This window comes from Streptomyces sp. NPDC057900 (assembly GCF_042887885.1).
Classification (GTDB): Bacteria; Actinomycetota; Actinomycetes; order Streptomycetales; family Streptomycetaceae; genus Streptomyces.
On record NZ_JBHVOI010000003.1, the window covers coordinates 498,443 to 524,291 of the forward strand.

At 70.0% G+C, this 25,849-nt stretch carries 22 protein-coding genes and 1 tRNA gene; 8 read left to right on the forward strand and 15 right to left on the reverse strand.

Annotated features, from left to right (window positions below; translation table 11 throughout):
- Positions 1–79: 79 nt before the first annotated feature.
- From ACFVQ0_RS16565 to ACFVQ0_RS16575, 3 genes are read right to left on the reverse strand one after another with little or no spacing between them, the layout of a single operon-like run.
- A complete protein-coding gene (locus ACFVQ0_RS16565) occupies positions 80–1,048 on the reverse strand; it encodes a MerR family transcriptional regulator (RefSeq protein WP_390088548.1) in 969 nt (322 codons plus the stop codon).
- Positions 1,045–2,817, reverse strand: coding sequence for an SDR family oxidoreductase (locus ACFVQ0_RS16570; RefSeq protein ID WP_390088878.1), 1,773 nt, complete (start codon positions 2,815–2,817; stop codon positions 1,045–1,047). The genes ACFVQ0_RS16565 and ACFVQ0_RS16570 overlap by 4 nt, the downstream gene beginning before the upstream one ends.
- A 5-nt stretch (positions 2,818–2,822) precedes the next feature.
- A complete protein-coding gene (locus ACFVQ0_RS16575; RefSeq protein ID WP_390088551.1) occupies positions 2,823–3,674 on the reverse strand; it encodes a M24 family metallopeptidase in 852 nt (283 codons plus the stop codon).
- Positions 3,675–3,975: 301 nt separating this feature from the next.
- Here ACFVQ0_RS16575 and ACFVQ0_RS16580 point away from each other — a divergent pair, with 301 nt between their 5' ends.
- From ACFVQ0_RS16580 to ACFVQ0_RS16605, 6 genes are all read left to right on the forward strand, one after another.
- Entirely contained in the window at positions 3,976–4,965 is a 990-nt protein-coding gene (locus tag ACFVQ0_RS16580; RefSeq protein WP_390088880.1) for an ABC transporter ATP-binding protein, read from the forward strand.
- Positions 4,955–5,863, forward strand: a complete 909-nt coding sequence (locus tag ACFVQ0_RS16585; protein ID WP_390088553.1) for an ABC transporter permease — start codon at positions 4,955–4,957, stop codon at positions 5,861–5,863. The genes ACFVQ0_RS16580 and ACFVQ0_RS16585 overlap by 11 nt, the downstream gene beginning before the upstream one ends.
- Positions 5,860–6,771 (forward strand): ABC transporter ATP-binding protein, encoded by a 912-nt coding sequence (locus tag ACFVQ0_RS16590; protein WP_390088555.1) that lies wholly within the window; start codon positions 5,860–5,862, stop codon positions 6,769–6,771. Before ACFVQ0_RS16585 ends, ACFVQ0_RS16590 begins: the two co-directional genes overlap by 4 nt.
- A 28-nt stretch (positions 6,772–6,799) precedes the next feature.
- The gene (locus ACFVQ0_RS16595; protein ID WP_390088557.1) at positions 6,800–7,519 is read left to right on the forward strand and encodes an ABC transporter permease; all 720 of its coding nucleotides are present in this window, start codon (positions 6,800–6,802) and stop codon (positions 7,517–7,519) included.
- A gap of 295 nt (positions 7,520–7,814) precedes the next feature.
- Positions 7,815–8,522, forward strand: coding sequence for a hypothetical protein (locus ACFVQ0_RS16600; protein ID WP_390088559.1), 708 nt, complete (start codon positions 7,815–7,817; stop codon positions 8,520–8,522).
- A gap of 263 nt (positions 8,523–8,785) precedes the next feature.
- Positions 8,786–8,872, forward strand: a tRNA-Ser gene (locus ACFVQ0_RS16605).
- A gap of 54 nt (positions 8,873–8,926) precedes the next feature.
- Here ACFVQ0_RS16605 and ACFVQ0_RS16610 read toward each other — a convergent pair.
- The 9 genes from ACFVQ0_RS16610 to ACFVQ0_RS16650 all read right to left on the reverse strand — a co-directional run bounded on the left by ACFVQ0_RS16610 (position 8,927) and on the right by ACFVQ0_RS16650 (position 18,918).
- Positions 8,927–9,733 carry an HAD family hydrolase gene (locus ACFVQ0_RS16610; RefSeq protein WP_390088561.1) on the reverse strand — a complete coding sequence of 269 codons (807 nt, stop codon included), beginning with the start codon at positions 9,731–9,733 and terminating at the stop codon, positions 8,927–8,929.
- A complete protein-coding gene (serS, locus tag ACFVQ0_RS16615; RefSeq protein WP_390088563.1) occupies positions 9,730–11,019 on the reverse strand; it encodes a serine--tRNA ligase in 1,290 nt (429 codons plus the stop codon). Before serS ends, ACFVQ0_RS16610 begins: the two co-directional genes overlap by 4 nt.
- Positions 11,020–11,637: 618 nt before the next feature.
- Positions 11,638–12,573, reverse strand: coding sequence for a prephenate dehydratase (pheA, locus tag ACFVQ0_RS16620; RefSeq protein ID WP_390088565.1), 936 nt, complete (start codon positions 12,571–12,573; stop codon positions 11,638–11,640).
- 59 nt (positions 12,574–12,632) lie between these two features.
- Positions 12,633–13,892: an iron uptake transporter deferrochelatase/peroxidase subunit gene (efeB, locus tag ACFVQ0_RS16625; protein ID WP_390088567.1), complete on the reverse strand. Its 1,260-nt coding sequence runs from the start codon at positions 13,890–13,892 to the stop codon at positions 12,633–12,635.
- 95 nt (positions 13,893–13,987) lie between these two features.
- Positions 13,988–15,982, reverse strand: coding sequence for a copper resistance CopC/CopD family protein (locus ACFVQ0_RS16630; RefSeq protein WP_390088569.1), 1,995 nt, complete (start codon positions 15,980–15,982; stop codon positions 13,988–13,990).
- Positions 15,983–15,996: 14 nt separating this feature from the next.
- Positions 15,997–16,446, reverse strand: a complete 450-nt coding sequence (locus ACFVQ0_RS16635) for a copper chaperone PCu(A)C (protein WP_390088571.1) — start codon at positions 16,444–16,446, stop codon at positions 15,997–15,999.
- A complete protein-coding gene (locus tag ACFVQ0_RS16640) occupies positions 16,443–17,096 on the reverse strand; it encodes an SCO family protein (protein ID WP_390088573.1) in 654 nt (217 codons plus the stop codon). The genes ACFVQ0_RS16635 and ACFVQ0_RS16640 overlap by 4 nt, the downstream gene beginning before the upstream one ends.
- Before the next feature lie 74 nt (positions 17,097–17,170).
- On the reverse strand, positions 17,171–17,932 hold the full coding sequence (locus ACFVQ0_RS16645) for a YcnI family protein (RefSeq protein ID WP_390088576.1): 762 nt from the start codon (positions 17,930–17,932) through the stop codon (positions 17,171–17,173).
- Between the two features lie 167 nt (positions 17,933–18,099).
- Positions 18,100–18,918 (reverse strand): hypothetical protein, encoded by an 819-nt coding sequence (locus ACFVQ0_RS16650; RefSeq protein ID WP_390088578.1) that lies wholly within the window; start codon positions 18,916–18,918, stop codon positions 18,100–18,102.
- A 258-nt stretch (positions 18,919–19,176) separates the two neighbouring features.
- Here ACFVQ0_RS16650 and ACFVQ0_RS16655 point away from each other — a divergent pair, with 258 nt between their 5' ends.
- Complete coding sequence (locus ACFVQ0_RS16655) at positions 19,177–19,815, forward strand: ATP-binding protein (protein ID WP_390088580.1); 639 nt, start codon at positions 19,177–19,179, stop codon at positions 19,813–19,815.
- Between the two features lie 37 nt (positions 19,816–19,852).
- Here ACFVQ0_RS16655 and ACFVQ0_RS16660 read toward each other — a convergent pair whose 3' ends face one another.
- Together ACFVQ0_RS16660 and ACFVQ0_RS16665 are read right to left on the reverse strand one after the other, a co-directional pair.
- Complete coding sequence (locus tag ACFVQ0_RS16660; protein WP_390088582.1) at positions 19,853–21,316, reverse strand: aminopeptidase P family protein; 1,464 nt, start codon at positions 21,314–21,316, stop codon at positions 19,853–19,855.
- Positions 21,317–21,442: 126 nt separating this feature from the next.
- Complete coding sequence (locus tag ACFVQ0_RS16665) at positions 21,443–22,930, reverse strand: PP2C family protein-serine/threonine phosphatase (protein WP_390088584.1); 1,488 nt, start codon at positions 22,928–22,930, stop codon at positions 21,443–21,445.
- A gap of 481 nt (positions 22,931–23,411) precedes the next feature.
- On the opposite strand from ACFVQ0_RS16665, the gene ACFVQ0_RS16670 reads away from it, so the two are divergent.
- Complete coding sequence (locus tag ACFVQ0_RS16670) at positions 23,412–24,122, forward strand: bifunctional DNA primase/polymerase (RefSeq protein WP_390088586.1); 711 nt, start codon at positions 23,412–23,414, stop codon at positions 24,120–24,122.
- Positions 24,123–24,815: 693 nt separating this feature from the next.
- Here ACFVQ0_RS16670 and ACFVQ0_RS16675 read toward each other — a convergent pair.
- A complete protein-coding gene (locus tag ACFVQ0_RS16675; protein ID WP_390088588.1) occupies positions 24,816–25,781 on the reverse strand; it encodes a DUF5926 family protein in 966 nt (321 codons plus the stop codon).
- Between the last annotated feature and the right edge of the window lie 68 nt (positions 25,782–25,849).

The window sequence follows — 25,849 nt, forward strand, 5'->3', positions numbered from 1 at the left end:
TCGTGCACAGGTTTGATCCACAGCCAACTCAGGTTATCCACAGGTAATTTGGCGTTTCTGTGGACAAGTGGCGTACGCTTTAATCCATTTGGTCAAGTTTAGCCGTATTGGCGTGAGATGAGGTAAGTGTGTCCAATGTGCGCTTCTGTACCTCACGTTCGGTGGCTGCGGTGATGAAGGCGGCGGCCTGGTTCCGGCCAACGAGGCGTTCCACGGACGTGATTGTCGCGGGCGGCAGCGCTATCGGTACCGGCGGATGTGCGGTGGTTCCCGAGGTGAAGGGTTCCTCCGCGGTGAGGTGGTGCTCCAGATGTCGGGTGGCGAACGTCCGCATCGCCCGCGCGAGTTCGGCGTCCACCGTCTGCTGGGCGAGCGGGCGGAGCCTGCGCACCAGCGAGGCGGCTTCGGCGGCGTCCGCGTCGGTCGGCGGCCGATGGCCGAGGTAGCGGGCGAAGACGTGCTCGGTCGTGAACTCCAGGAAGCGGGAGGCTATCTGCTCGACCTGGCCCCGAAGCTCCCTCAGATGACCGGAGATTGCACTGAGCGGCACGCCCGCCGCATGCAACTCCACGGCCACCGACAGCTCCTGGGGACTCGGCACCAGGAACTCGTCGTCGCGGCCAGGGATCCGCTCCAGCACGCCGAGGTCCACCGCCTCCGCGACAGCCTGCTCGTCCTGGGCGCCGCCGAACCTCACATCCAGCTCGGCCCGCGTGATCCGGTCCGCCCGCTCATCGGTCCACGGCCCGTGGACCTCCGCGACGAGCCCGAGCACTCCGCCGAGGCCCCGCCCGGTGTCCCACGCCTCCAGCAACTCCTTGATGCTGGCCAGGGTGTAGCCGCGGTCCAGCAGGTCGGCGATCTGCCGGAGCCGGGCGAGATGGGTGTCCCGGTACACGTTGGCCCGGCCCCGCCGCTCCGGAGTCGGTAGCAGCCCCCGGTCCTGATAGGCGCGGATCGTGCGGACCGTGGCACCGCTTGCATGGGCCAGGTCCTCGATGCGGTACTCCGCGGCCCGCCGCCCGGCCGACGGCTCCGGGCCGCTCACAGCGGCGGCTTCAGCCGGGCGATGCCGCGCAGTGCCCCGGGGCTGAGCCGGGACAGGAAGCGGGCCGCGTGCGACTCCGGCGTCACCGGGACGACGGCCTGATTGCGGACAACCGCCCGCAGGACCGCCTCCGCGACCTTCTCGGGCGGGTAGTTGCGGACTCCGTACAGCTTGCTCGTCCGCTTCCGCAGCCGCTGCTCCTCCGCCGCGTCGGTCCCGGCGAAACGGGCGGTCGCGGTGATGTTCGTGTTCACGATGCCGGGGCAGACCGCGCTGACCCCGATCGACTTCTCGGCGAGCTCGGCGCGCAGGCATTCGCTGAGCATCAGAACGGCGGCCTTCGACGTGCTGTAGGCCGGGAGCGCGCGTGACGGCTGATACGCGGCTGCGGAGGCCGTGTTGACGATATGGCCGCCCTGCCCGCGCTCGGCCATCTGCTTGCCGAAGAGCCGGCAGCCGTGGATGACACCCCAGAGGTTGACGTCGAGGACCTGTTTCCAGTCCTCCACGGTCGTGTCCAGGAACGAGCCGGACAGCCCGATCCCGGCGTTGTTGACCAGCACGTCGACGATCCCGTACTCGGTGGCGACCTTCTCCGCCAGCTTCTCCATGGCCGCCTCGTCACTGACGTCGACCGTCTCCGCCCAGGCGGCCGGGGCGCCGATCAGCCTGGCCAGTTCGGCAGTACGGGCCGCGCCGTCCGCGTCCCGGTCCACGGCCACCACCCGGGCACCCGCCTCCGCGAAAGCGAACGCGGTGGCCCGCCCGATCCCGCCGGCCGCGCCCGTCACCAGGACGAGCTGCCCGCCGAACCGCTCCGCGTGCGCACCCTTCGGGGCGGTGTCCGCAACCGGGACGCCGCCCTGCGCGGCGGACTCGTTGGCGGCGGCGAACTCGTCGATCCAGGAGGCCAGCTGGTCCGGCCTGGTCCGCGGCACCCAGTGCTTGGCCGGCAGCGAGCGGCGGGTCAACTGCGGCACCCACGCGTCGAGTCCGTCGTAGAGCTGCTCCGAGAGGAAGATGTCACCCGTCGGTGTGATCAGCTGGACCGGTACGTGCGCGTAGGCGTCGGCGCGGGGCCTGCGGAGCCGGGCCCGGACGTTGTCGCGGTAGAGCCAGGCCCCGTGCGCCGCGTCATCGGGAAGGGAGGCCGTCGGGTAGTCACCCGGCGGGACCTTCTCCAGCCGCTCCAGGATGCCGGGCCACCGCTTGCCGAGCGGCCCGCGCCAGGCGAGCTCCGGCAGGACCGGGGTATGCAGCATGTACACGTACCAGGACTTGGCGCCCTGTCCCAGCAGCTGGCCGACCCGGCGGGGAGTGGGCCGGGCCATCCGCTGCTTGATCCAGTGCCCGAAGTGGTCCAGGGAGGGACCGGACATCGAGGTGAAGGACGCGATCCGGCCCTCGGTACGGCTGACCGTGGCGAACTCCCAGGCCTGGACCGAACCCCAGTCGTGACCGACCAGGTGCACCGGCCGGTCCGGGCTCACCGCGTCGGCGACGGCCAGGAAATCGTCGGTCAGCTTCTCCAGGGTGAAACCGCCACGCAGCGGAACGGGCGCCGTCGAGCTGCCGTGGCCGCGCACGTCGTACAGCACGACGTGCCATCGCTCGGCCAGTTGCCGCGCGACCCGCGTCCAGACCTCCTTGCTGTCCGGGTAGCCGTGCACGAGCACGATCGTCGGACGCGTCGCCTCGCCCAGCTCGACGACGCACAGCTCGATGCCGCCCGTGGCCACCCGGCGCTCGCGCGCCCCCGGCAGATCCAGCAGACTCATGCCGCCACCCTCTCCTCGGCCCAGCGCCGCACATGCGGCAGATCGTCGTCCAGCCAGAAGGCGCTCTGCTCGGGATCCCGTGAGTCGGTGACGACCAGGATCTCCTCGAACTTCGCGCCGGTACCCCGGAATCCGAGATGGGGCTCGACCGCCCACAGCCCCGGCTGCGGCGGATGGGCCGAGAAGCGGTACGGACTCCAGAGCGGCGACCAGCCCTCCCGGTGCCCGTGGACCGCGTCGCTCAGCAGCCCCTTGAGAGACTGGCTGCCGAATCCGAACACCCTTGGTGACCAGCGTCGTTCGGTGACCCGGTCGACCTTGTGGGCGATGACGCCGAACGGATACGCGCGGTGCCGGTTGGCGTAACCCTGCCTGATCATCAGGCGGTCGACGTCCTCGTATATCTCGCGCAGCGGGCGCCGTTCGCGCACCTCGCGCAGGATGAGCTCGCGGTGCGCCTCCAGGTCGGCGAGCAGCCTGTCGTGCAGCGGGTTCAGCCCCAGGCAGCCCGAGTAGCCGACGTCAGCGGTGAATCCCCGGTACACGGGCGCCATGTCGAGTATGAACGGCATCCCCGGCTCCAGCCGCCGGTCGGTCGGGAAGAACTGCAGCGGCACCTTGAAGCCGGTGAACGCCGTGCGGTCCCCGAACCAGGCGAAGGGGAGATGGAACCAGTCGCGCACCCCGCGCCGGCTCAGCCACTCGCGCTGCATCCGGGCCGCCTCCCGCTCGGTCACCCCCGGGCGCAGGCGGGCGGCGACCGCTTCCGCGCAGGCGTACGCGAGGCGTTGCACTTCTCTGAACCCCTGGAGCTCCGGGGCCTGTTTGCCGATCACTCGCGAAGCCATGCCACCGTCCGTTCCCTGCCGTGTGCGGTACGTGCCCGTAACGTGACACTGATGAATGTGACAATGTCCGGCGGCTACGTCAAGAGGTCCGCCGGACCTGTGGACAACTCCTCCCCGCCCCGGCGCGGCAGCCGGATCCGGAGCGCAGGCCTCCTCCTTGCTGGGGCCCCCTACGGGTCCGTACATCTGGAGTCTGACGAGAATCCAGCCGCCAGGTCTGACGACCGATGTGGCCCGCGCCACTAACGTCGTTGACGTGACTGTCATTGCGACCGAAAGCCTGAGCAAGCGGTTCCCACGGGTGACCGCTCTTGACCGGCTCTCCTTGGACATCGGCCCCGGTGTGACCGGGCTGGTGGGCGCCAACGGAGCCGGCAAGTCCACGTTGATCAAGATCCTGCTGGGTCTGTCTCCCGCCACCGAGGGCCGGGCCGCGGTGCTCGGGCTCGATGTCTCGACCAGCGGCGCCGCCATCCGGGAACGGGTCGGCTACATGCCCGAGCACGACTGCCTGCCGCCCGACGTCTCGGCCACCGAGTTCGTCGTCCACATGGCCCGGATGTCCGGCCTGCCGCCCACCGCGGCACGCGAACGCACCGCGGACACCCTGCGCCACGTCGGGCTGTACGAGGAGCGCTACCGTCCCATCGGCGGCTACTCGACCGGTATGAAGCAGCGGGTGAAGCTGGCCCAGGCGCTGGTCCACGACCCGCAGCTGGTCCTCCTCGACGAGCCGACCAACGGGCTGGACCCGGTCGGCCGCGACGAGATGCTCGGCCTGATCCGTCGCGTGCACACCGACTTCGGCATCTCGGTCCTGGTCACCTCGCACCTGCTGGGCGAACTGGAACGCACCTGCGACCACGTCGTCGTCATCGACGGCGGAGCACTCCTGCGCTCCAGCTCCACCAGCGACTTCACCCAGACCACCACGACCCTCGCGGTCGAGGTCACCGACAGCGACACCCACCCCGACGGCACCGACGCGCTGCGCCGGGCCCTCACGGACACGGGGATCAAGCTGGTGGGCCTCGACGGCCTGGACGCGGAGGGGCTGCCGGGTGCGGGCCACATCCTGCTGATCGAGGCGACCGGCGAGGAGACGTACGACACCGTCCGCGACAGCGTCGCCGCCCTCGGCCTCGGCCTCGTCCGGATGGAACAGCGCCGCCACCACATCGCCGAGGTCTTCCGTACAGAAGAGGCCCCGGCAGCGCGGGCCGTGGCGCAGCACGCGTCCGTGGCCGCCGGAGCCGTACAGCAGAAGGGGAGCGGTAGCGATGAGCACTGAGACCGGCGCCGCGATCGGGAGCGAGACCTCCCGGATCCACAACATCGGCTACCGCGCCTATGACGGCCCCCGCCTCGGCCGTGCCTACGCGCGCCGCTCCCTCTACTCGCAGTCCCTGCGCGGTTCCTTCGGGCTCGGCCGCTCTGCCAAGTCCAAGGTGCTGCCCATGCTGCTGTTCGGCGTGATGTGCCTGGTCGCCGCGATCATCGTGGCGGTGGCCATCAACATCCCCGACTCGACGAAGCTGCCGGTCAAGTACACCTCCTACGCGATCTTCCTGCAGGCGGTCATCGGCCTTTTCCTGGCCTCGCAGGCACCGCAGTCGGTCTCCAGGGATCTTCGCTTCAAGAGCGTGCCGCTGTACTTCTCCCGGCCGATCGAACGGGGCGACTACGTCATCGCCAAGTTCGCCGCCATGGCCTCCGCGCTCTTCGTCCTCACCGGTGCCCCGCTCGTCATCCTCTACGCGGGTGCCCTGCTGGGGAAGTTCGACTTCGGCGACCAGACCAAGTGGTTCGCCCAGGGAATGGTCTCGGTGGCGCTGCTCTCCGTGCTCTTCGCCGGCCTCGGCCTCGTGATGGCCGCGCTCACCCCGCGCCGGGGCTTCGGTGTCGCCGCGGTGATCGCCGTACTCACCATCTCCTACGGTGCGGTCTCCACCGTCCAGGGCATCGCCTGGTCGACGGGGTCCGGGGGAGCCGTCCCGTGGCTGGGGCTCTTCTCGCCGATCACGCTGATCGACGGGGTACAGACCGCCTTCCTCGGAGCCGACTCCGCCTTCCCCGGAGGGGAAGGCCCGGGGGCCGGTGCCGGAGTGGTCTACCTGATCGTTGTTCTCGCGCTCGTCGCCGGCTCGTACGCCGTACTGATGCGCCGCTACCGGAGGGTCGGGCTGTGACCACCATCGAGATCGACCACACCTCCCGCTGGTTCGGCAACGTGGTCGCCGTCAACGACGTGAGCATGACCGTGGGACCGGGCGTCACCGGTCTGCTGGGTCCCAACGGAGCCGGCAAGTCCACGCTGATCAACATGATGGCCGGGTTCCTCGCCCCGTCCACGGGCACCGTCACCCTCGACGGCAAGGCGATCTGGCGCAATGAGGCCGCCTACCGGGACATCGGCATCGTGCCCGAGCGGGAGGGCATGTACGACTTCCTGACCGGCCGCGAGTTCGTGGTGGCCAATGCCGAACTGCACGGTCTGGGCGACGCGGAGGCGGCCGCCTCGCTGGCCACGGTCCAGATGGAGTACGCGCAGGACCGCAAGATCTCGACGTACAGCAAGGGCATGCGCCAGCGCGTGAAGATGGCCTCCGCGCTGGTCCACGACCCGTCCGTGCTGCTGCTCGACGAGCCGTTCAACGGCATGGACCCGCGGCAGCGGATGCAGCTGATGGAACTGCTGCGACGGATGGGGGCGGAGGGCCGCACGGTCCTCTTCTCCTCCCACATCCTCGAAGAGGTCGAGCAGCTCGCCTCGCACATCGAGGTGATCGTGGCCGGCCGGCACGCCGCGTCCGGTGACTTCCGGAAGATCCGCCGCCTGATGACGGACCGCCCGCACCGCTACCTCGTCCGGTCCAGCGACGACCGCGCGCTCGCCGCCGCGCTCATCGCGGACCCGTCGACAGCCGGGATCGAGGTGGACCTGGGCGAGAACGCCCTGCGCATCCAGGCGGTCGACTTCGGACGGTTCACCACGCTGCTGCCGAAGGTCGCACGTGATCAGGGCATTCGCCTTCTGACCGTTTCGCCGTCCGACGAGTCCCTCGAATCGGTCTTTTCCTATCTCGTAGCGGCCTGAGTAGTGGCCTGAAAGGAGCTGTGACGTCATGTACGACCCCACAGTCGCCCGGCTCACCTACCGGGCCCTGCTCGGCCGGCGCCGGGCCGCCATCCTCTTCATCCTGCCCGCACTGCTGGTGGTCATCGCGGTGGCGGTCCGGATGTTCGCGGGGGCCGATGACCAGGTCGCCTCGGATGTGCTGGGTGGCTTCGCCATCGCCACGATGGTGCCGCTGATCGGCGTGATCGCCGGAACCGGAGCCATCGGGCCGGAGATCGACGACGGCTCGATCGTCTACCTGCTGGCCAAGCCGGTGACCCGGCCGACGATCATCTTCACCAAGCTGATCGTCGCGATCGCCGTGACGATGGTCTTCTCCGCGGTGCCCACGATGATCGCGGGCCTGATCCTCAACGGCAACGGCCAGCAGATCGCGGTGGCCTACACGATCGCCGCCCTGGTCGCCTCGATCGCCTACAGTGCGCTGTTCCTCCTGCTGGGCACGGTCAGCCGGCACGCGGTGGTCCTCGGACTCGTCTACGCCCTGGTCTGGGAGGCCCTCTTCGGCAGCCTGGTGCCCGGTGCGCGCACGCTCAGTGTCCAGCAGTGGTCCCTCGCGCTGGCGGAGAAGGTCGGCGGTGGCGGCGCCATCACCTCCGACGTCGGACTGCCGCTCGCGACCGTACTGCTGATCGCGGTCACCGTGGTGGCGACCTGGTACGCGGGCCAGAAGCTGCGCACCCTGAAGCTCGCCGGCGAGGAGTGAGCGCGGACATCCTGTGATGCGACAACCCCCGTCCGATGGGCGGGGGTTGTCGCATGTCGGACAGTATTACGCGTGACTGTACGGATATCGGTTCGTTGTTCCGGATGCGTGGAGGCAACTGGAATCCGAGACGTCGAGCTTTCGTGAATTCGTGGATTGCCGATGCCGGTGGGACACGCCTACGGGCGACACCCATCGGGTCGGCCGTGGAGCAGTGGCAACCGTGAGCGTCCTCCGCCCCTGAAGCCCGGGGAGAGGGCTGTCCCCCGTCGCTTCACGATCGGAAGGCATGCTCATGCCCACGGAAATCGCCCTGCTCGAATCGCGCGCGCTGCGCGTCGAGCAGATGGGGCGCGTCGACGTCCTCGACAAGGTGAAGAGCCTTGTCATGCTCCCGGACGGAATCCACGTCCGCACCGAGGACGTGGCCCGGTACTTCGAAGTATCCACAGAGGTCGTCAAGAAGGTGATCCAGCGCCACCGCGCGGAGCTGGAGGAGAACGGCCTGAGGCTGCTGCGCGGCTCTGACCTGCGTGTTTTTAATAGGGACATGATGTCCCTATTGGACGGAGGGCAGGGTGAAAGTTATCCACAGGCGCATGCGCAGCTCACGCTCCACACCCGCAGGACCGTCCTCAACGTCGCGATGCTTCTTCGCGACAGCGACATCGCGCGCTGCGTCCGTACGTACCTCCTCGACGCCGAGCAGGACCTGCGGGCGGGATACGCCTCGCTGGAACACCGCGTCACCCGGGTGGAGAGCTGCCTGGCCGGTGTCGGCACCGCCCTCCAGGAGCTGGCACCGGTCCTCAGCCGGATGTCGCTCCGGCTCGACAGCCTCGACCGGAGGCTGGAGGTCACCCAGCAGGTGATCGGTGCCCTGAGCGTGCGGCTGGGCGGAGTGTCGGAGGACGTCGTCCGGCTGGACGGGCGGCTGGACGAGCGGATGGACGAGCTCGCCCGGAACCTGAAGGATCTGAGCCGCCGCAACAGGAACCGCTGAGCGGCCGATGTCCGGTGCCGCCCGTAAATGGGTGGCACCGGACATCGGGTGCGCGGCACAGTAGGCGGTACGGCACCCGCCGGGAACGGCACCACAGACCGGGAGAGGAGCGCGGCGATGACCGAGAGTCCGAGTCCGTCGAGCTCCCAGCGAGGCGTGCCCGAGCGGGCCGCGGAGTAGTCAGCGACTGCTCCGGACAGGCCGCTTCGAGCAGCACGCCGGGGCGGCCGTTCACGCGCATCGCGCGCGGCCGCCCTCCCCCTGGAGGATTGGCCGAGTGGTAAGGCAGCGGCTTGCTAAGCCGTCGTCGGGGTGCGAACCCCGCGCGCGTTCGATCCGCGCATCCTCCGCGTCAGACAGCAAACGGTCTCAGGCAGCAAATTCCGGCTGCCGGCCGGCCGGCCCTATGGCTGCTGGAGCAGCCGCTCCAGCACCACGGCGATCCCGTCGTCCTGGTTCGACGCGGTGACCTCGTGGGCGACTGCCTTCAGGTCCTCGTGCGCGTTGGCCATCGCGACACCGCGCCGCGACCAGGCGAACATCGGGATGTCGTTCGGCATGTCACCGAAGGCGATCGTGTCCGCCGCCTTCACGCCCAGCCGGCGCGCGGCCAGCGAGAGGCCGGTGGCCTTGCTGAGCCCGAGCGGCAGGATCTCCACGACCCCCGGTCCTGCCATGACCACGTCGACCAGATTGCCGACCGCCGCCCGCGCGGCCTTCGCCAGCGCGTCGTCGTCCAGATCCGGGTGCTGTATGTAGACCTTGTTGAGCGGGGCCGCCCACATCTCGGCCGGGTCCTGGACGTAGTGGGCCGGCAGCGGGCCCTCCTGGACGCGGTAGCCCGGGCCGACCAGCACCTCGCCGTCCAGCCCGTCGCGGCTGGCCGCGAGCGCCAGCGGACCGATCTCCGCCTCCACCTTGGACAGCGCGAGACCGGCGAGCTGCCGGTCCAGCGTCAGCGAGGTCAGCAGCTTGCGCTCGCCCGCGTGGTAGACCTGCGCGCCCTGACCGCAGACGGCCAGGCCCTCGTAGCCCAGGTCGTCCAGGATGTGCCGGGTCCACGGGACGGCGCGGCCGGTGACGATGATGTGCGCCGCACCGGCCGCGGTGACCGCGGCCAGTGCCTCACGCGTGCGCCCGGAGACGGTGTCGTCGTCACGCAGCAACGTACCGTCGAGGTCGGTCGCGACGAGCTTGTAGGGGAAGGTCACTTGGCGACCGGCTCCAGGACCTCGCGCCCGCCCAGGTACGGGCGGAGCACCTCGGGGACCCGTACCGAACCGTCGGCCAGCTGGTGGTTCTCCAGGATCGCCACAATGGTCCGCGGGACGGCGCAGAGCGTGCCGTTCAGCGTGGACAGCGGCTGGAGCACCTTCTTGCCGTCGCGGTTGTCACGCATCCGGACGGACAGCCGGCGCGCCTGGAAACCGTCGCAGTTGGACGCGGAGGTCAGCTCGCGGTACTTGCCCTGGGTCGGGATCCACGCCTCGCAGTCGAACTTCCTGGAGGCAGAGGAGCCCAGGTCGCCGGTGGCGACGTCGATCACCTGGAAGGGCAGCCCGAGAGCGGTGAGCCACTGCTTCTCCCAGTCCAGCAGCCGCTGGTGCTCGGCCTGGGCCTCGGCCGGGTCGACGTACGAGAACATCTCGACCTTGTCGAACTGGTGGACCCGGAAGATGCCTCGGGTGTCCTTGCCGTACGTACCGGCCTCGCGGCGGAAGCACGGCGAGAAGCCCGCGTAGCGCAGCGGCAGCTTGTCCGCGTCGATGATCTCGTCCATGTGGTACGCCGCGAGCGGTACCTCGGAGGTGCCGACCAGGTAGTAGTCGTCCTTCTCCAGGTGGTACACGTTCTCCGCGGCCTGGCCGAGGAAGCCGGTGCCCTCCATGGCGCGCGGGCGGACCAGCGCCGGGGTGAGCATCGGGATGAAGCCGGCCTCGGTGGCCTGGGCGATCGCCGCGTTGACGAGAGCGAGCTCCAGGAGCGCGCCGACGCCCGTCAGGTAGTAGAAGCGCGAGCCGGACACCTTGGCGCCGCGCTCCATGTCGATCGCGCCGAGCGCCTCGCCGAGCTCCAGGTGGTCCTTGGGCTCGAAGCCCTCAGCGCCGAAGTCGCGGATGGTGCCGTGCGTCTCCAGGACGACGAAGTCCTCCTCGCCGCCGACCGGCACGTCCTCGTGGACGATGTTGCCGAGCCGCAGCAGCAGGCTCTTGGTCTCCTCGTCGGCCTCGCCCTGCGCCGCGTCGGCCGCCTTGACGTCGACCTTGAGCTGCTCGGCCTTCTTCAGGAGCTCTGCGCGCTCCTCCGGGGAGGCCTTGGGGATGAGCTTGCCGAGCGATTTCTGCTCGGAACGGAGCTCGTCGAACCGAACCCCGGACGACCTGCGCCGTTCGTCGGCGGAGAGAAGGGCGTCGACGAGCTCGACGTCCTCTCCACGGGCGCGCTGGGAGGCGCGAACACGGTCGGGGTCCTCACGAAGCAGGCGAAGGTCAATCACCCCTCCAGGCTACCGGTGTCGCCTTCCCTAGCTCGAACCGATATTGACAAGCGTGTCACTTTGCCCGAATTGCCGGTATTGGTAATGCTGGAAGCGAATCCATCGCGCGTGTGTGAGTGGCGTCGTCAATAAAAAGGCCCTATTCCCCTAAATGGGGCAGAAGGGTTCGCGGGTCTTGACGTATCGGCCTTGCCTGGAAGGGGAGTTGGCTCTCACTTGTCCACAGGGGTGGATGGTTCCCGAAAGTTATCCACAGGCTGTGAAGAAGATCTGTGGACGCGAGGGAGATCATTCCGGAACGGGCACGGAGGCTCGCGGAATCGCTCTTCAAACCCGCCCCGCGCGCTCGTTCGGGTGGGAATTCCTCGTCTAAAGAGTTGATCAATGGAATTGAGGTGACACCGGGCGTCCTGCCGTTCTGTGGACGGGTCTGGGTCGACTGGGGAGATTTGTCGACCATGTCGCATTGCGGTGTCGACTTGTCCCCAGGTCGAGACGCGTGCCTGTGGATAACTTTTCCGGTGGTGACAATCCGCTGATCGCACCGGAACCGTGGGTACGCGGAAGCGCCGGCGCCCCGATCCTGACGGCCGAAGGGCGCCGATGAGCGGCGGACCGTCAGGCCCGCCCGTCCAGGTTCCGGGCCAGCCAGTCCGAGGCCACCGTGAACTCCGCGTCCGATGTGCCCGCACGCAACGGTCCCACGTCCGCAGGTGCCACACCCGCCCGCGGATACGAGCCGAGGAAGCGGACGTTCGGGCAGATCCGCTTCAACCCCATCAGGGCCTCGCCCACCCGGCGGTCGGAGATGTGGCCCTCCGCGTCCACCGCGAAGCAGTAGTTGCCGATGCCCGCACCCGTCGGCCGGGACTGGATCAGCATCAGGTTCACCCCGCGCACCGCGAACTCCTGGAGCAGTTCGAGCAGCGCACCGGGATGGTCGTCGCCCAGCCAGATGACCACCGACGTCTTGTCCGCACCGGTCGGCGCCGCCGGCCGGGCCGGGCGCCCCACCAGAACGAAACGGGTCTGAGCGTTCTCCGCGTCATGGATCTCGGTCACCAGCGGTTCGAGCCCGTACGTCGCCGCGGCGAACTCACCGGCGAACGCGGCGTCGTACCGCCCCTCCTGCACGAGCCGGGCGCCGTCCGCGTTGGATGCCGCCGACTCCCATACGGCCTGCGGGAGATGGGCGGCCATCCAGTTGCGGACCTGCGGCTGTGCGGCCGGGTGAGCGGTGACCGTCTTGACGTCGGACAGCTTGGTGCCGGGGCGTACGAGCAGCGCGAAGGTGATGGAGAGCAGCACCTCGCGGTAGATCATCAGCGGTTCACCGCTGGTGAGCTGGTCGAGGGTGGTGGTGATGCCGCCCTCGACGGAGTTCTCGATCGGTACGAGTGCCGCGGCGGCCGTGCCGTTGCGCACCGCGTCCAGGGCCGCCGGCACGGAGACCATCGGGACGAGTTCGCGGGTGGCGGCTTCCGGGAGCGTACGGAGGGCGACCTCGGTGAAGGTGCCCTCTGGGCCGAGATAGGCGTAGCGCGTGGCGGACATACCGTCACCCTAATGCGCCGTGACGGCTCAAAAGTCCAGGACTGCTGAGCCGTTCCGGCTCAGGACTCCAGCAGCCGCTGCCCCACGTACTCCCCGGCCGCCGCCCCGCCCGGCACCGCGAACAGCCCGCTCGCCTCGTGGCGCAGGAAGGGGGAGAGCGCGTCTCCCCGGTCGAGTTTGCGCTGTACCGGTACGAAGCCCCGCAGCGGATCCGCCTGCCAGCAGATGAACAGCAGCCCGGCGTCCGGAGTGCCGTCCGTCGCGATGCCGTCGTGGTACGAGAACGGGCGGCGGAGCATGGCGGCCCCGCTGTTGCGCTCGGGGGAAGAGATCCGGGCGTGCGCGTTGTCGGGGATCAGGAGCTTCCCGTCGGGGCCCGCCTTGTCGAGATCCATGGCGGTGGTCTCGGTGCCGCCGCTCAGCGGGGCACCGTCCGCCTTGCGCCTGCCGATGACGCGCTCCTGACGTTCCACCGGGAGCTTCTCCCAGTCGTCGAGCAGCATCCTGATCCGGCGGACGACCGCGTACGAGCCGCCGGCCAGCCATTCGTACTTCGCGTCACCGCCGCCGGGCGGGACGAAGAGGCGCCGGTCGAAGTCGCTGTCGGCCGGTTTCGGATTGCCGGTGCCGTCGATCTGGCCCATCAGGTTGCGGGCGGTCATCGGCTTGGCGGTGGCGCCGGGTGTCCGGTTGAAGCCGTTCATCTGCCAGCGCACGGTGGCCGTCGAACCGGCCTCCTTCTGTACGGCTCGCAGCGCGTGGAACGCGACGAGCGCGTCGTCGGCGCCGATCTGCACCCAGAGGTCGCCGTCGGAGCGGGCGCTGTCGAGGTGGTCGGCGGAGAACGGCGGCAGCGGGTCGAGCCCCGGCGGACGGCGGTCGGCCAGGCCCGTGCGTTCGAAGAAGGTGGCGCCGAAACCGAAGGTGACGGTCAGCGAGGACGGCCCGGCGTCCAGCGCGATGCCGGTGTCGTGCGCCGTGCCGTCCGCCGCGCCACCGGCGGTGGGTTCGCCGGCCATCAGCCGCTGTGCGGCGGCTGACCAGCGGCGCATCAGGGCGGCCGCCTCCTTCCGGCCGGCGCCGGGGGCCAGGTCGAAGGCGATGAGATGGCCGCTCGCCTGGAGGGGGGTGGTGATCCCCGGCTGATGTTTCCCGTGAAACATCACCTCGGAGGAGCCGACGGAGGTCAGCGCGGTCGGTGCGTCGTCCCGCGTCGCGGCGTAGCCGGCCGCACCTCCGGCCGCCCCGAGCACCAGCCCGGTGGCACCGGCCGCTCCGGCGGTGCCGAGCAACCGCCGCCGCGAGAGGGCGCCGGGCACTGCGTTGCTCGGATTAGCCGCATGAGCCGTATCGGCCGCAGTGGCCGCATTGCCTGGGGTGTTCACGTTCGAACTTCTTCTGCTCACGGTCCTGCTCAGCCGATCTTCACGTTCTTGTCGACGGTCGTCTGGTCGATGTCCGACGTCCGCACCGTCACCGCGACGGTCCAGTCGCCCGCCATCGGGATCTGCAGGCCGGACGATGTCCAGTGCCCCTCGGTCAGCCGGACCGGAACCACGGGAAGGGGCCCGATGTCCTTGGACTTCAGGGTGAGGGCGAGTTTCACCTCGGGGACGTCCATGGCCTTCCCCTTGGCGTCCTCGATCCAGAGGTGGAGTGCGTTGGTGCCGGTACGGCCCGGGTCGATGTCCATCCGGACCGTGCCCTTGCCGTTCTTGCCGCCGGTGTCGAACGGCAGCGTGAGGTTGACGGGACCGCTCGCGGCGGGAGCGGCGGCCGCGTTCGACGCGCGGGCCGCCTCCTCCTCGGTACGGCCGGGCTCGGTCGACGTCAGGATGGTGGTCACCGCCAGCAGGGCTACGGCGACGCCGACTTCGGCCAGCACCGAGCGGCGAAGGCCCGAGCGGTCGGGGTCGGCGTCACGCACCCGCTTCTTCTCCGCGGTGGCCACGGCGGCTTTCTGCCGCGCGAGCTGGACGGCCCGCGCGGGGTCCTGCGACGTCGAATCGCCCGACGACGAAGCCGGTACGGCACCGGCTTCCGCCTCGGCCGCGGCTTCCGCCCCTGCTTCCGCCTTCGTCGTCTTCGTCTCGGTCTTCGTCTCCGCAGTCGCCACCGCACCGCCGCCGCCGGTCGCCAGCCTTCCCGTCCACCGGCGGGAGAACGACGCGACCCCGACCAGCACCGCGACGAGCCCCACCTTCACGAGCAACAGCTGCCCGTACCCCGTATCGGTCAGCGCGGACCAGGAGCCGAGCTGGCGCCAGGACTGGTAGATGCCGGTGGCGACGACCACCAGCACACTGCAGAACGCGATCCGGGAGAAGCGGCGCACGGCGTCTGCGGTGACGTCGGGGGTGCGGTACAGCGCGACCAGCAGGGCCGCGAGCCCGCCCAGCCAGGTCGCCACGGCCAGCAGGTGGAGCACGTCGACCGGCATGGCGATGCCCGACTGGATGCCGGTCGAGGCGTGCTCGGCGAGCGCCCACGTCCCGGCGATCCCGGCGGCGATGACCGCGCCCCCGGCGGCGAGGCCGAAGGTGAGGTCCTTCTTCTCGCGCTCGTCCTCGCGCTTCGCGTACGCCCCGAACAGCACGGCGATGAACAGCGCACTCGCACCGAGCAGCAGCAGCCGTGAGACGAGCGCGGCGCCGGGCTTGGTGTCGAGGACCGCCTGCAGCCCGTCGAGGTCGAAGGCGTCCGCGAGCTTCCCCGAGCCGGTGTAGGGGTTGCGCAGCAGCAGCATGGCGAGGGTGGCGACGGTGAGGGTCATCCAGCCGCGCACCACGAGGCGTTGCAGCGGGCGCGCGCCCGCCCCGCGCTGCCAGCAGGCCAGGACGAAGGCGGCGCCGCCCGCGAGCACGATGAATCCGGCGTACGCGGCGTAGCGCGCGATGCCGTAGAGCGTGCCGACGAGGCCGCCCCCGGCCTCGTTGTCCGGGAGGGCGACGGTCGTCTTGGAGGGCGCGCCGATGGAGAAGGTGAAGGCGCCGGAGACCGGGTGGCTGTCGGCGGAGACGGCCTGCCAGGCGACGGTGTACGTGCCGTCGGGCAGGCCGGAGTGCAGGGCGACGCCGTATTTCACGGTGGAGCCGCTGTGCAGATCGAGTGGGGCGGCCTCGGTGTCGGCGCGCTTGCCGTCCGGGTCCAGGATCCGGATGGATCCCTTGCCCACGGCCACCTGCTCGGAGAAGGTCAGCGTGACCTGCTTGGGGGCGGTGGCGACCACCGCCCCGTCCTGTGGATCGCTCCCGGTGAGTGCGGCATGGGCCGACGCGGGACCCGCGACCGCCAGCAGCAGACCGAAGACCACGCCGAGCAGAGCGGCGAGGAGTCCGGCCGCGGCGAGCGGCCTGCGTATGGCGGGTACGGACGGGGGCGGCCCGAAGGGCGGGGCGGTGGCTGTCATGGTCTGTCAGTCCCTCACTGCTTCTTCGGGTTGTGGGTGGTCTCCTTCACGGGAAGGTCGACCTTGATGGGGTCGGCCTTCTCGAAGTGCAGCTCCACGGACACCTTCTCGCCCTGCTTCGGCTGCTGTTTGAGCTTCATGAACATGATGTGGTTTCCACCGCGTTCCAGGTCCAGCTCACCGCCCGCGGGTACCGCGAAGGACGTCACCATGCGCATCGCCTGGTTCTTCGTCTCGTGGATCGTGACGTCGTCCGAGAGCGGGCTGGTGACGGAGGTGAGCCGGTCGGAACTGCCGCCGCTGTTCCGCACGACGAGGAAGGCGGCCGCCATGTCGCTGACGGGCTGCGGCATGAACGCGCCGGTGACCTTCAGTTCCGGCTTGCCGCCCGTGGTGGAACACCCCGCCAGCGTCAGACCCGTCGAGAGGGCCAGGACGCCGGCGAGGGTGGTGCGGCGGTTCACGGAGTCTCCCCCTTGATGAGCTTGGGGAGGTCCTTGGTGTAGTCGTCGGGCGTGGTGTCCTCGCTGTACAGCACGTACCCCTTGTCGGTCTTCGGGGAGAACGCCAGGACCTGCGAGCCGTGCATCGAGACGATCGTGCCGTCCTTCTCCTTCTTCGGCGCGTCGATGCCGATGCCGATCTGCCGGGCGCCCGCCTGGATGGTCGGGAAGTCGCCGGTGAGACCGATGAAGGACGGGTCCTGGGCCTTGAGCCAGCTGCCCAGCGAGGACGGGGTGTCGCGTTCCGGGTCGGTGGTGACGAAGACGACCTGGAGCTTGTCCCGCTCGGCCTGCGGGAGGGACTTCTTGGCGATCGCGATGTTGCTCATGATGAGCGGGCAGACGTCGGGGCAGTTGGTGTAGCCGAAGTAGATGAGTGTCGGCTTGCCCTTGGTCTTCTCACGGAGGTCGTACTTCTTGCCGTGGGTGTCGGTCAGGACGAGGTTCGGCTTGGTGAACGGGTCGTCGAGTACCGTCGCGGCCTTGGTCTTCGCCTCCACCGAGACGTCGGCGATCGGCTTCTTGCTGTCGTTGTCACTGCCGCCGCAGGCGGACAGGGTGAGTGCGGCCGCGGCGACGAGCGCCGCGGCCAGCACAGACTTCTTAACCATGGAGCACTGATTCCTGATGGGTCGGTGTGGCGGGTGGGGCCAAGGCGTGTTCCGAGACACGCCCTGTTGGATGGTCAGGCGGTGCGCCGCCGGCCGGCCAGGACGCCGAAGGCGACACCTGCGATGCCGATGACGATGCCGACGATGCCGAGAACGCGGGCCGTGGTGTCACTGGAGGAAGAGGACGCCGATGCCGTCGTCTTCTCGTCCTTCGACTGGTCCGCGGCGGCGTTCTTGTCGTCGGAGTCGGAGTCGGAGTCGGAGTCGGAGCCCGTGGCCGCCGCGCCGTGCGCTTCGTCGTCTGCGGCCGTCAGCTTGAGGACCGGAGCGGGGCTCTCGGGCTCCTCGGCCCCGTCCTTCTGCTCCTCGATCCAGCGGACGACTTCCTTGTTGTCGTACGTCTGGATGGCCTTGAAGACCAGCTGGTCGGCGTCCTCGGGGAGCTGGCCGACGGAGAGCGGGAACTGCTGGAAGCGGCCGGGCTCGATCTTGCCGCCGTCGGCGGTCCAGGTGACCTTGGAGACGGCCTCGTTGATCTTCTTGCCGTGCATGTCGAGCGGCTTGGCCAGCTTGCTCGTGGTCACCTTGATGTTCCAGCCGGGCACGGGCTGCGGCATGACGGACGCCAGCGGGTGATCGGTCGGGAAGTTCACTTCGAGCTTGGTCGTCGCGGCGTCGTCGCGCTCGTTGGGGACCTTGAAGTTGATGACGGCGTAACCGCCCTTGGCGGCCTCGCCCTCCGGCTGGACGCTGACGTGGGCGGAGGCCGTACCGGCGAGGATCAGCACGGTGGACGCGGCGACGCCGCCGGCGAGGGCGATGCGGGAAACGTTCATGTCAGGGATCACTCCACAAAGCACGAAGGAAAGGTGCTCCGCCGCGCGGGTGCGCGACGGCATCGCGACACCTCTTCCCCTCACGAGCGGTGTGTGTGCGCAGCCCCGCGCCCGCACCGGTGAGGTGCCTGCGAGGGTCGTGCGCGCGTCGTGTGGAGGGTGTCGCGTCAGGCTGCGAGAGCGAATGCGGGTGGCGGCCCGCGCCTGATCACCATGTGCTGCAAGGGGTCCCCGGTGGCCGGGGCCGGTGCGTCGACCGCCGTACGGAGCGTGCGCGGCCCGGTGGCCGGACCGTCCGGAAGGCCGGACCGCAGGGCGGATACGAGGACGAGCGCCGCGCGCAGCGCCCGCAGCCGGGCTCCGGCCGCGATCTGCTGGGCGCCGTGCGCCGAGAGCCGGGCGAGCCGGAACAGCGCGATCTCGCCGCGCCGCAGCAGCCAGCCGGTGGCCAGCGCCGCCAGCAGGTGACCGAGCAGCATCGGCAGGCTGGGGAACATTCCGGCGAGGCCGGCCGCTCCGGATCCGGCCATGCCGCCGGAGGGGGTGGCGGCCATGTGCTGATGCGCCTGCGCGGTCACCGACGCGGGGTCGATGCCCGCGGTGGTGACGATGCGGTGGGCGTCCGAGGCGTTCAACCGGTCGGGGCCCGCGCCGCAGACGAGGCTGGCGGCGAACCGGATCAGCGAGTCGTCGTTGGTCGCGGGCAGCGGCGTCGCGGCGTGCGTGCCGACACCGAAGAGCGTGTGCAGGGCGATCTGTCCGCCGGCCAGGGCCGCGACGATCGACGGCAGCGAGCGTTCGCGGCCGGCCAGTGCCACCGCCACCGCGAGGATCCCGAGGAATCCGGCGAGCAGGGTCCACCCGGGCACCGCCGCGCAGGCCGCCATCGCGTGCCCGGCCGCGGACAGCGCGACGCAGACCGCGGCGAACACCGCGGCCCTCAGCAGCCGTAGACCGGCTCCGGCGCGTCCCACAGACGTAGACATGGCCGAGTCATCATCGCACTGCGGCCCCGGTCGCCGTACGGCAGGTCCGGAAGGTCACCTTCCGCCCGATTGGCTGTGTGCCGGGCTGTTGGGGATGGTTGCGGACGGGGTAGGAGACGTCCTGTGGGCCGGGCATGCACAGGTGTGGCGAGCCCGGGTATCCGCCGAATGAGCGGTCTCACATCCCGTCCGTGCTTACGAACGGCATAGGGCGGCAATACGTATCGGTATGTCGAGCCGCAGCCAGGAGGCTGGAGCATGAGCATCTGGTGGTCACTCCATCTGCGGCGCGAAGCTGCGAGCGTTCCGCTCGCCCGGCGCTTCCTGCTCGGCAGCATGGAATCCGCGGGCGTGGACCCGGACATCTCCTTCGACCTGTCGGTCGCGCTCAGCGAGGCCTGTGCGAACGCCGTCGAGCACGGCGGGGCCGACGGAGGCCCGGACGGCGCCCGGAAGAACCGGGACGCGCTGGACACGCTGGACGCTCTCGACGCCTGGGAGGAGCCGTCCGGTACGGCCTGCGGGCAGTACCGGGTCACCGCGTACCTGGACGGCGAGAAGTGCCGTATCGAAGTCGCCGATTCAGGTCCCGGCTTCCCCACGCGACGCACGCTTCGCGATGCCGCACAGCAAGAGCAGCAACCGCAGCAATCGCAACAGCCGCAGTACCAACAGCAACCGCAATATCAACAGCAACCGCAGTACCAACCGCAGCAGTGCCGGCCGAAGCAGGCCGGGCACCCGCCGCTGGCCGCCGAGAGCGGACGCGGACTCTGCCTGATCGAGGAGCTCGCCGACCATGTCCACTTCGGCAACCGGCCGGGGCGCGGCGGCGCGGTGGTGAGCTTCGACAAGATCCTGAAATGGCGGGAGGACGCCCTGCTCATGGTGTCCTGAGCGGGGCGACCTCCGGCACGGGTGACGGGGCGGACGGTCAGCCCTTGACGCGGGCCATCCAGGCCTCGACCTCGTCGGCCTGACGGGGCAGCTTGTCCGAGAGGTTCCGGTTGCCGTCCTCGGTGACGAGGATGTCGTCCTCGATCCGGATGCCGATGCCGCGGTACTCCTCGGGAACGGTCAGATCGTCGGCCTGGAAGTAGAGACCGGGCTCGACGGTGAGGCACACGCCGGGCTCCAGCGTTCCGTTGACGTACGACTCCGTGCGCGCGGCGGCGCAGTCGTGGACGTCCATGCCGAGCATGTGACCGGTGCCGTGCAGGGTCCAGCGGCGCTGCAGCCCCAGCTCCAGGACCTCGTCCACGGTCCGGTCCCCGAGCAGGCCCCACTCGACGAGCTTCTCGGTCAGGACGCGCTGCGCGGCGTCGTGGAAGTCCCGGAAGCCCGCGCCGGGCTTGACCGCCGCGATACCGGCGACCTGGGCCTCGTACACCGCGTCGTAGATCTTCCGCTGCAGCGGCGTGAACGTGCCGTTGATGGGAAGGGTGCGGGTCACGTCGGCGGTGTAGAGGTCTGTGGTCTCCACGCCGGCGTCGAGCAGCAGCAGTTCGCCGGAGCGCACCGCGCCGTCGTTGCGTACCCAGTGCAGGGTGGTGGCGTGCGGGCCCGCGGCGCAGATCGAGCCGTAGCCGATGTCGTTGCCCTCGATGCGGGCGCGGAGGAAGAACGTTCCCTCGATGTAGCGCTCGCTCGTCGCCTCCGCCTTGTCGAGGACCTTCACGACGTCCTCGAAGCCGCGCGCGGTGATGTCGCAGGCCTTCTGCAGCTCGGCGATCTCGAAGGCGTCCTTGACCAGGCGTGCCTCGGAGAGGTAGACGCGCAGTTCCTCGTCGCGCTCCGCGGTCACCTTGTCGGTCAGCGCGGCCTCGATGACGGCGTCGTGGCCGCGGACGTTACGGACCGGGCCTGTGGCCTCGGTCAGCGCGGCGGGCAGCTCCCGTACGTCCTTCGCCGGGATGCCGAGCAGCTGCTCGGCCTCGGTCAGGGAGTGGCGGCGGCCGACCCACAGCTCGCCCTGGCCGTCGAGCCAGAACTCGCCGTTCTCCCGGTCGGAGCGCGGCAGCAGATAGACGGTCGCCTCGTGGCCGCCGTCCACCGGCTCCAGGACCAGGACGCCGTCCTGGGTCTGGTCACCGGTGAGGTACGCGTACTCGGTGGAGGCGCGGAAGGCGTACTCGGTGTCGTTGGAACGGGTCTTCAGCCGGCCGGCCGGGATGACCAGCCGCTCGCCGGGGAAGCGCGCGGAGAGCGCGGCGCGACGCTCCGCGGTGTGCCCGGCCTGCGCGATCGGCTCCAGCCCGTGCAGCTCGGTGTCGGCCCAGCCGGACTTCATGCTCGCGGCGAGCTCGTCGGAGACGCCCGGGTACAGGCCGTTCTTCCGCTGCTTGACCGGCTCTGCCTCTTCGGTCTCCGGGTTCTCCGGGGTGAGCTCCTCAGACACGACTCTGTCTCTCCTTGATACGACACTGGACCCCCTCCATCGTACGGGCGTACGGAAGGGGGCCCAGGGCCGGAAGACCTCTTACCGGAAGACCCCGTACCGGTACGGTCCGGGGCGCGGGGCCGCTCAGTCGAACCGGGCCGCCAGCAGGACCACGTCCTCGGTGTCGTCGCCCTGCTCCGGCCCTTCCGGCAGCACGGTGCGCAGCACGTGGTCGGCGACCGCCGCGGCGTCCTGGCGCAGCGCCCTCGGCACGCTCGCCGCCGCCGAGTGCAGCCGGGTGAAGGCCCGGTCCATCGAGTCGCCGGCCCGACGCAGCAGGCCGTCGGTGTACAGCAGCACGGTCTCGCCGGGCGCCGGTTCGACCTCCACGCTCGGCGCCTCCCAGCAGGCGAGCATGCCCAGCGGCGCGGACAGGGTGGTCTCGATGTACTCGGTGCGCCGGGCACCGATGATCAGCGGCGGGGTGTGTCCGGCCCCGGCCAGCAGGATCTTGCGACGGGCGGGCTCGCAGTAGGCGAAGAGCGCGGTCGCGGACCGGGCCGGCTCGGTCAGCCGCAGCAGGAGCTCAAGATCGGAGAGTACGGCGACCGGGTCCTCGCCCTCCATCACCGCGTACGCCCGCAGACCGGCCCGCAGCCGGCCCATCGCGGCCAGGGCGCTCGGCCCGGAGCCGCTCACCGAGCCGACGGCGAGGCCGAGCGCACCCTCGGGCAGGGCCAGGGCGTCGTACCAGTCGTTGCCGCCCTGGGGTGCGGCGTGGTGGCGTACGGCCAGCTCCACGCCGGGAATCCGGGGCATCCGGCTGGGCAGCAGCTCCTCGGTGACGGTGGCGACATCGGCCCTGGCCCGTTCCAGCTCCAGCAGCCGGGCCAGGTGCTCGGCGGCGTACCCGGTATACAGACCGGCCAGGTGGCGCTGGCGCTCCAGCGGCTCTGCGGGTTCGTCGTAGAGCCAGACGGCGGCGGCGAGCCGGCCGGTCCGGTCGGTGGTGATCGGCAGCGCGTAACTGGCGGCGTAGCCGAGCCGGGCGGCGACCTCGCGCCTGCGGGGGTCCAGGCTGGTGTCGCCGAGCAGGTCGGGGGTGGTCAGCGAGTTTTCGGAGTCGGGCAGACCTTCAAGGATGCGGCCGTAGGACGTGGCGCTGCGCGGCACCGTCTCGATCTGGCCGAGCTCCGCGTGAGCCAGGCCGAGACCGATGGTGCTGACGGGGCCACGGCGGTCCGAGGGTTCGAACACGATCAGCCCGCGACGGGCACCCAGCAGAGCGGCTCCGGCTTCCAGCAGCTCATGGAGTGCGTCGTCCAGGGTGCTGGTTCTGGCCAGCCGCTCGGTGAGCTCGTGCAGCGTGGTGAGGTCGGAGACCCAGCCCGCCAGGCGGTCCTGGATGAAGGCGCTGGGGGCGGCGGGCACCTCGGCGAGAGGCCCGTCAGTGTGTGTCGAAACCGGAACTGTGGGGTCGATTCCAGCCACTTTCGGCAGGTGCGGGGCGCTCATGATCGCCGGCTTTCCGACTGGTGTGTTTCGTCGAATAGCATCGCAAACCCCCATGTCATTCTGCGCCGCTATCAATGCATCCACATGTACACGCACAAGTAACGTGATGTCCAGCATTGTCCCCACGGGATTTGTGGTGTCCAAGTGATAACTAACTTGGCCAAAAAATGCACCCTGTGGAAGCTATTTGCGGTCGACTGGGTCTGCTCGGCAGGGGGTGCTCACGGGGTGAAGTCCCGAGAGGAGCGTCATCGCGGGCATGCTGGGTACGTAATCGATGGATGGCCAGGGGTGGTTCCGACCGCTCCCGGAACCTGGCGGCGGGCCCGGACGTCCTCATCTGTGACGGCCACGCCCCACCCCCGAGTGGCGAGGTTGTACGCACGGACGGCAGGCGCGATACGCGCTCTGCGCCTGGCCACGTTTTCGACTGGAACCGGCTCGATTCGGCTCAGCACAGCTCACGCTCGGTAGCGACGACCAACCCGTACCGCAGGCTCGACGAGCATGTACACACAGTGAAGTTCCGCACACGTGATGTGACGCACGCGTGGTGTGATGTGGACCCTCGGCGTTCAACGGAAAGGAACGAGCGCTCATGCGCGAGATCCTCGGAAGGCGACGCAGGCTCCGGTTCCGGGACAGGCCCGCTCAGCTCGACGCGGCCCTGACCTGTGCTACCGAGTGGCAGTGGCCCGTACTCCCCGGAGCGGGGTTGCGGGCGGCCGACAGCCGCGGCGAGCGCGGCTGCGCCTGCCCCGACCCCGAGTGCGCCGTGCCCGGCGCACACCCCCTCGATCCCGGACTGCTCGCGGCGACCACGGAACCGCGGATGGTGCGCTGGTGGTGGACGAACCGGCCCACCGCGCCGGTGGTGCTGGCCACCGGCGGGCGGGCTCCGTGCGCGCTGAGCCTGCCGGCGGCGGTCGGCGCCGGAGCGCTGGCCGAACTCGACCGGATGGGGGTGCGGCTGGGCCCCGTGGTGGCGACGCCGACCCGGTGGTCGCTGCTGGTCGCTCCGTACACCCTCGAACGGCTCGGTGAACTGCTGCACGCGCAGGACTGGGTGCCCAGCTCGCTGCGGTTCCACGGCGAGGGGGGCTACCTCGTCCTTCCGCCGTCCGGTACCGGTGCGGGGCAGGTGCGCTGGGTGCGGGCGCCGGCCCGGGTCGCCGGGCTGCGGCTGAAGGGCGGAGCGCCCGTCGCGGCGGCGGCCTCGCCCTGGTTGCCGGATGTGGGGGCGGTTTTGGACGCGCTGGTCGAGGCGAGCAACAGCGCTCCGGACGGTGGAAGCCGGCTCGCCTACTGACGGGGGAGAGGTCGGCGGCGGGGGCTTCAGGGGTTCCAGGGGCTTCGGGGGCTTCAGGGGTGGCAGAGGCGGTGCGCGGAATTCCGGCGCACCGTCAGGAATTTCCGCACGCCGGGAAGGCGCGGGGCGCATCCACCAGGAAATGCCTGACATCCGCAACGGTGTGCTGCCGGATCTCCCGGTTCCGTCGGCCGCCTGCCATGGCTCGTGCCGGCCGCGCGCAAAGCGGGGAGCTACAAAGGCGTTCGGCAGTCGGTTTTCTGATGCCTCATCCGAATCGCGTTCGAGGAATGTTCGAGTTCTTCTTTAGGGGATCGTCCCGGTGCCCTCCGGGTGTCCCGGGGTTCCTCCGGGTGCCGGTCGGAAGCGCTGTGAGACGCCAGGCATGCAGGGTGATGCCGGGGAATCCGGGGTGGGGCGGCGGAGGGAGGGGGCTCGTCCGGGGACCTGCATCAGGTCTGCGTGCGGCGCGTACGCGGTGCGTGCGCCGTGCGGTACGCCGTTGGGCGCCGTACCCGGAAATGAGGATGCCCGATCGCTGGCGACGGGGGATGCACCAGCGACCGGGCTTCTAGAACGGTAACAAGAGATCTGCCGTTCGCAAATTCGATCTCGCGTATTCGGACAGCGATTTACCTGTCAGTACGGGGAGTTGTGACGCGAGTCACCGTACGGTCCGGGTAGTGGTCACTGTCAGCTGAGCGTCACCTGGCGGTTGGTGAGCCCGCCGCGCGCCCGGCGCTCCTCGGGGGTGAGGGGCGCGTCCGAAGCGAGGGCCGTGGCCAGCCGCTCCGCGAACACCGCCGCGGGCTTCTCGCACTCCTCGGCCCCCATCGCGCTCGGCAGATCCCAGACCGGGACCATCAGGCCGTGCGCGCGGAAGGAGCCGACCAGCCGGGTCCCCTCGCCGAGCGACGAGGCACCCGCCGCGTGCAGCCGGGCGAGGGCGTCGAGGAGCTGCTCCTCGGGGTGCGGCATGACCCAGCGCAGGTGGTTCTTGTCCGGCGTCTCGCACCAGTACGCGGCATCCACCCCGGTGAGCAGGACGGTCGGGATCGCGGCTTCGTTCGCACGCTCCAGGGAAGCGGACACCTCGGCCGTGGCGTTCTCCGAGTCCGGCACCCAGAACTCGAAGCCGGAGTGCACGACGGGCGCGAACGGCGCATCCGGGTCCAGGACATCCTGCAGCCTGGGACCGTCGGCCGGAACGCGCCGGGCGGCGACGGGAGAGCCGGGCTCGGTCTCCAACGCGCGCTGGAGGGTGTCGGCGAGGTCCCGGCTGAGGTCACCGGAAGAGGTGTCGTTCTGCAGGGCGAGCAGGACCGAGCCGTCGTCACGACGCAGCGCGGGCCAGGCCATCGGGAGCACGGTCGCGAGCGTCACGGACGGAACGCCCTCGGGCAGCCCGCCCTTCAGCGTCAGCTCGACCGTGGCGGCGGGAACCAGCTCGCGCAGCGCGACCCAGTCGCATTCGCCGGCCAGTCCCTCGAAGGGGCGCTGGACGAGCTCGGTCACGGCCTGGGCGGCGGCGCGGCCGTGGCAGGCCTTGTAACGGCGGCCAGAACCGCACGGGCAGGGCTCGCGAGCCCCGACCACCGGGATCTCGCCGTCCTTGAGCTGCTGCTTCCCGGCCTTGGTCTGAGGGCGCTTCTTGGCCATGGTGGGCTTTCTCCCGGTTGCGACGGTTGCGACAGTGCGGTCTGGGCCGCGAGCCTAGCCGCCCTGGC

Coding starts and splice junctions, on each gene's coding strand:
- ACFVQ0_RS16665 (WP_390088584.1), bottom strand. CDS start 22,930: ATGCTGGACATCACGTTACTTGTGCGTGTACATGTGGATGCATTGATA.
- pheA (WP_390088565.1), bottom strand. CDS start 12,573: ATGTCCGCCACGCGCTACGCCTATCTCGGCCCAGAGGGCACCTTCACC.
- ACFVQ0_RS16575 (WP_390088551.1), bottom strand. CDS start 3,674: ATGGCTTCGCGAGTGATCGGCAAACAGGCCCCGGAGCTCCAGGGGTTC.
- ACFVQ0_RS16640 (WP_390088573.1), bottom strand. CDS start 17,096: ATGGTTAAGAAGTCTGTGCTGGCCGCGGCGCTCGTCGCCGCGGCCGCA.
- ACFVQ0_RS16585 (WP_390088553.1), top strand. CDS start 4,955: ATGAGCACTGAGACCGGCGCCGCGATCGGGAGCGAGACCTCCCGGATC.
- ACFVQ0_RS16670 (WP_390088586.1), top strand. CDS start 23,412: ATGCGCGAGATCCTCGGAAGGCGACGCAGGCTCCGGTTCCGGGACAGG.
- ACFVQ0_RS16595 (WP_390088557.1), top strand. CDS start 6,800: ATGTACGACCCCACAGTCGCCCGGCTCACCTACCGGGCCCTGCTCGGC.
- ACFVQ0_RS16645 (WP_390088576.1), bottom strand. CDS start 17,932: ATGAACGTTTCCCGCATCGCCCTCGCCGGCGGCGTCGCCGCGTCCACC.
- ACFVQ0_RS16600 (WP_390088559.1), top strand. CDS start 7,815: ATGCCCACGGAAATCGCCCTGCTCGAATCGCGCGCGCTGCGCGTCGAG.
- ACFVQ0_RS16675 (WP_390088588.1), bottom strand. CDS start 25,781: ATGGCCAAGAAGCGCCCTCAGACCAAGGCCGGGAAGCAGCAGCTCAAG.
- ACFVQ0_RS16650 (WP_390088578.1), bottom strand. CDS start 18,918: ATGTCTACGTCTGTGGGACGCGCCGGAGCCGGTCTACGGCTGCTGAGG.
- ACFVQ0_RS16630 (WP_390088569.1), bottom strand. CDS start 15,982: ATGACAGCCACCGCCCCGCCCTTCGGGCCGCCCCCGTCCGTACCCGCC.
- ACFVQ0_RS16655 (WP_390088580.1), top strand. CDS start 19,177: ATGAGCATCTGGTGGTCACTCCATCTGCGGCGCGAAGCTGCGAGCGTT.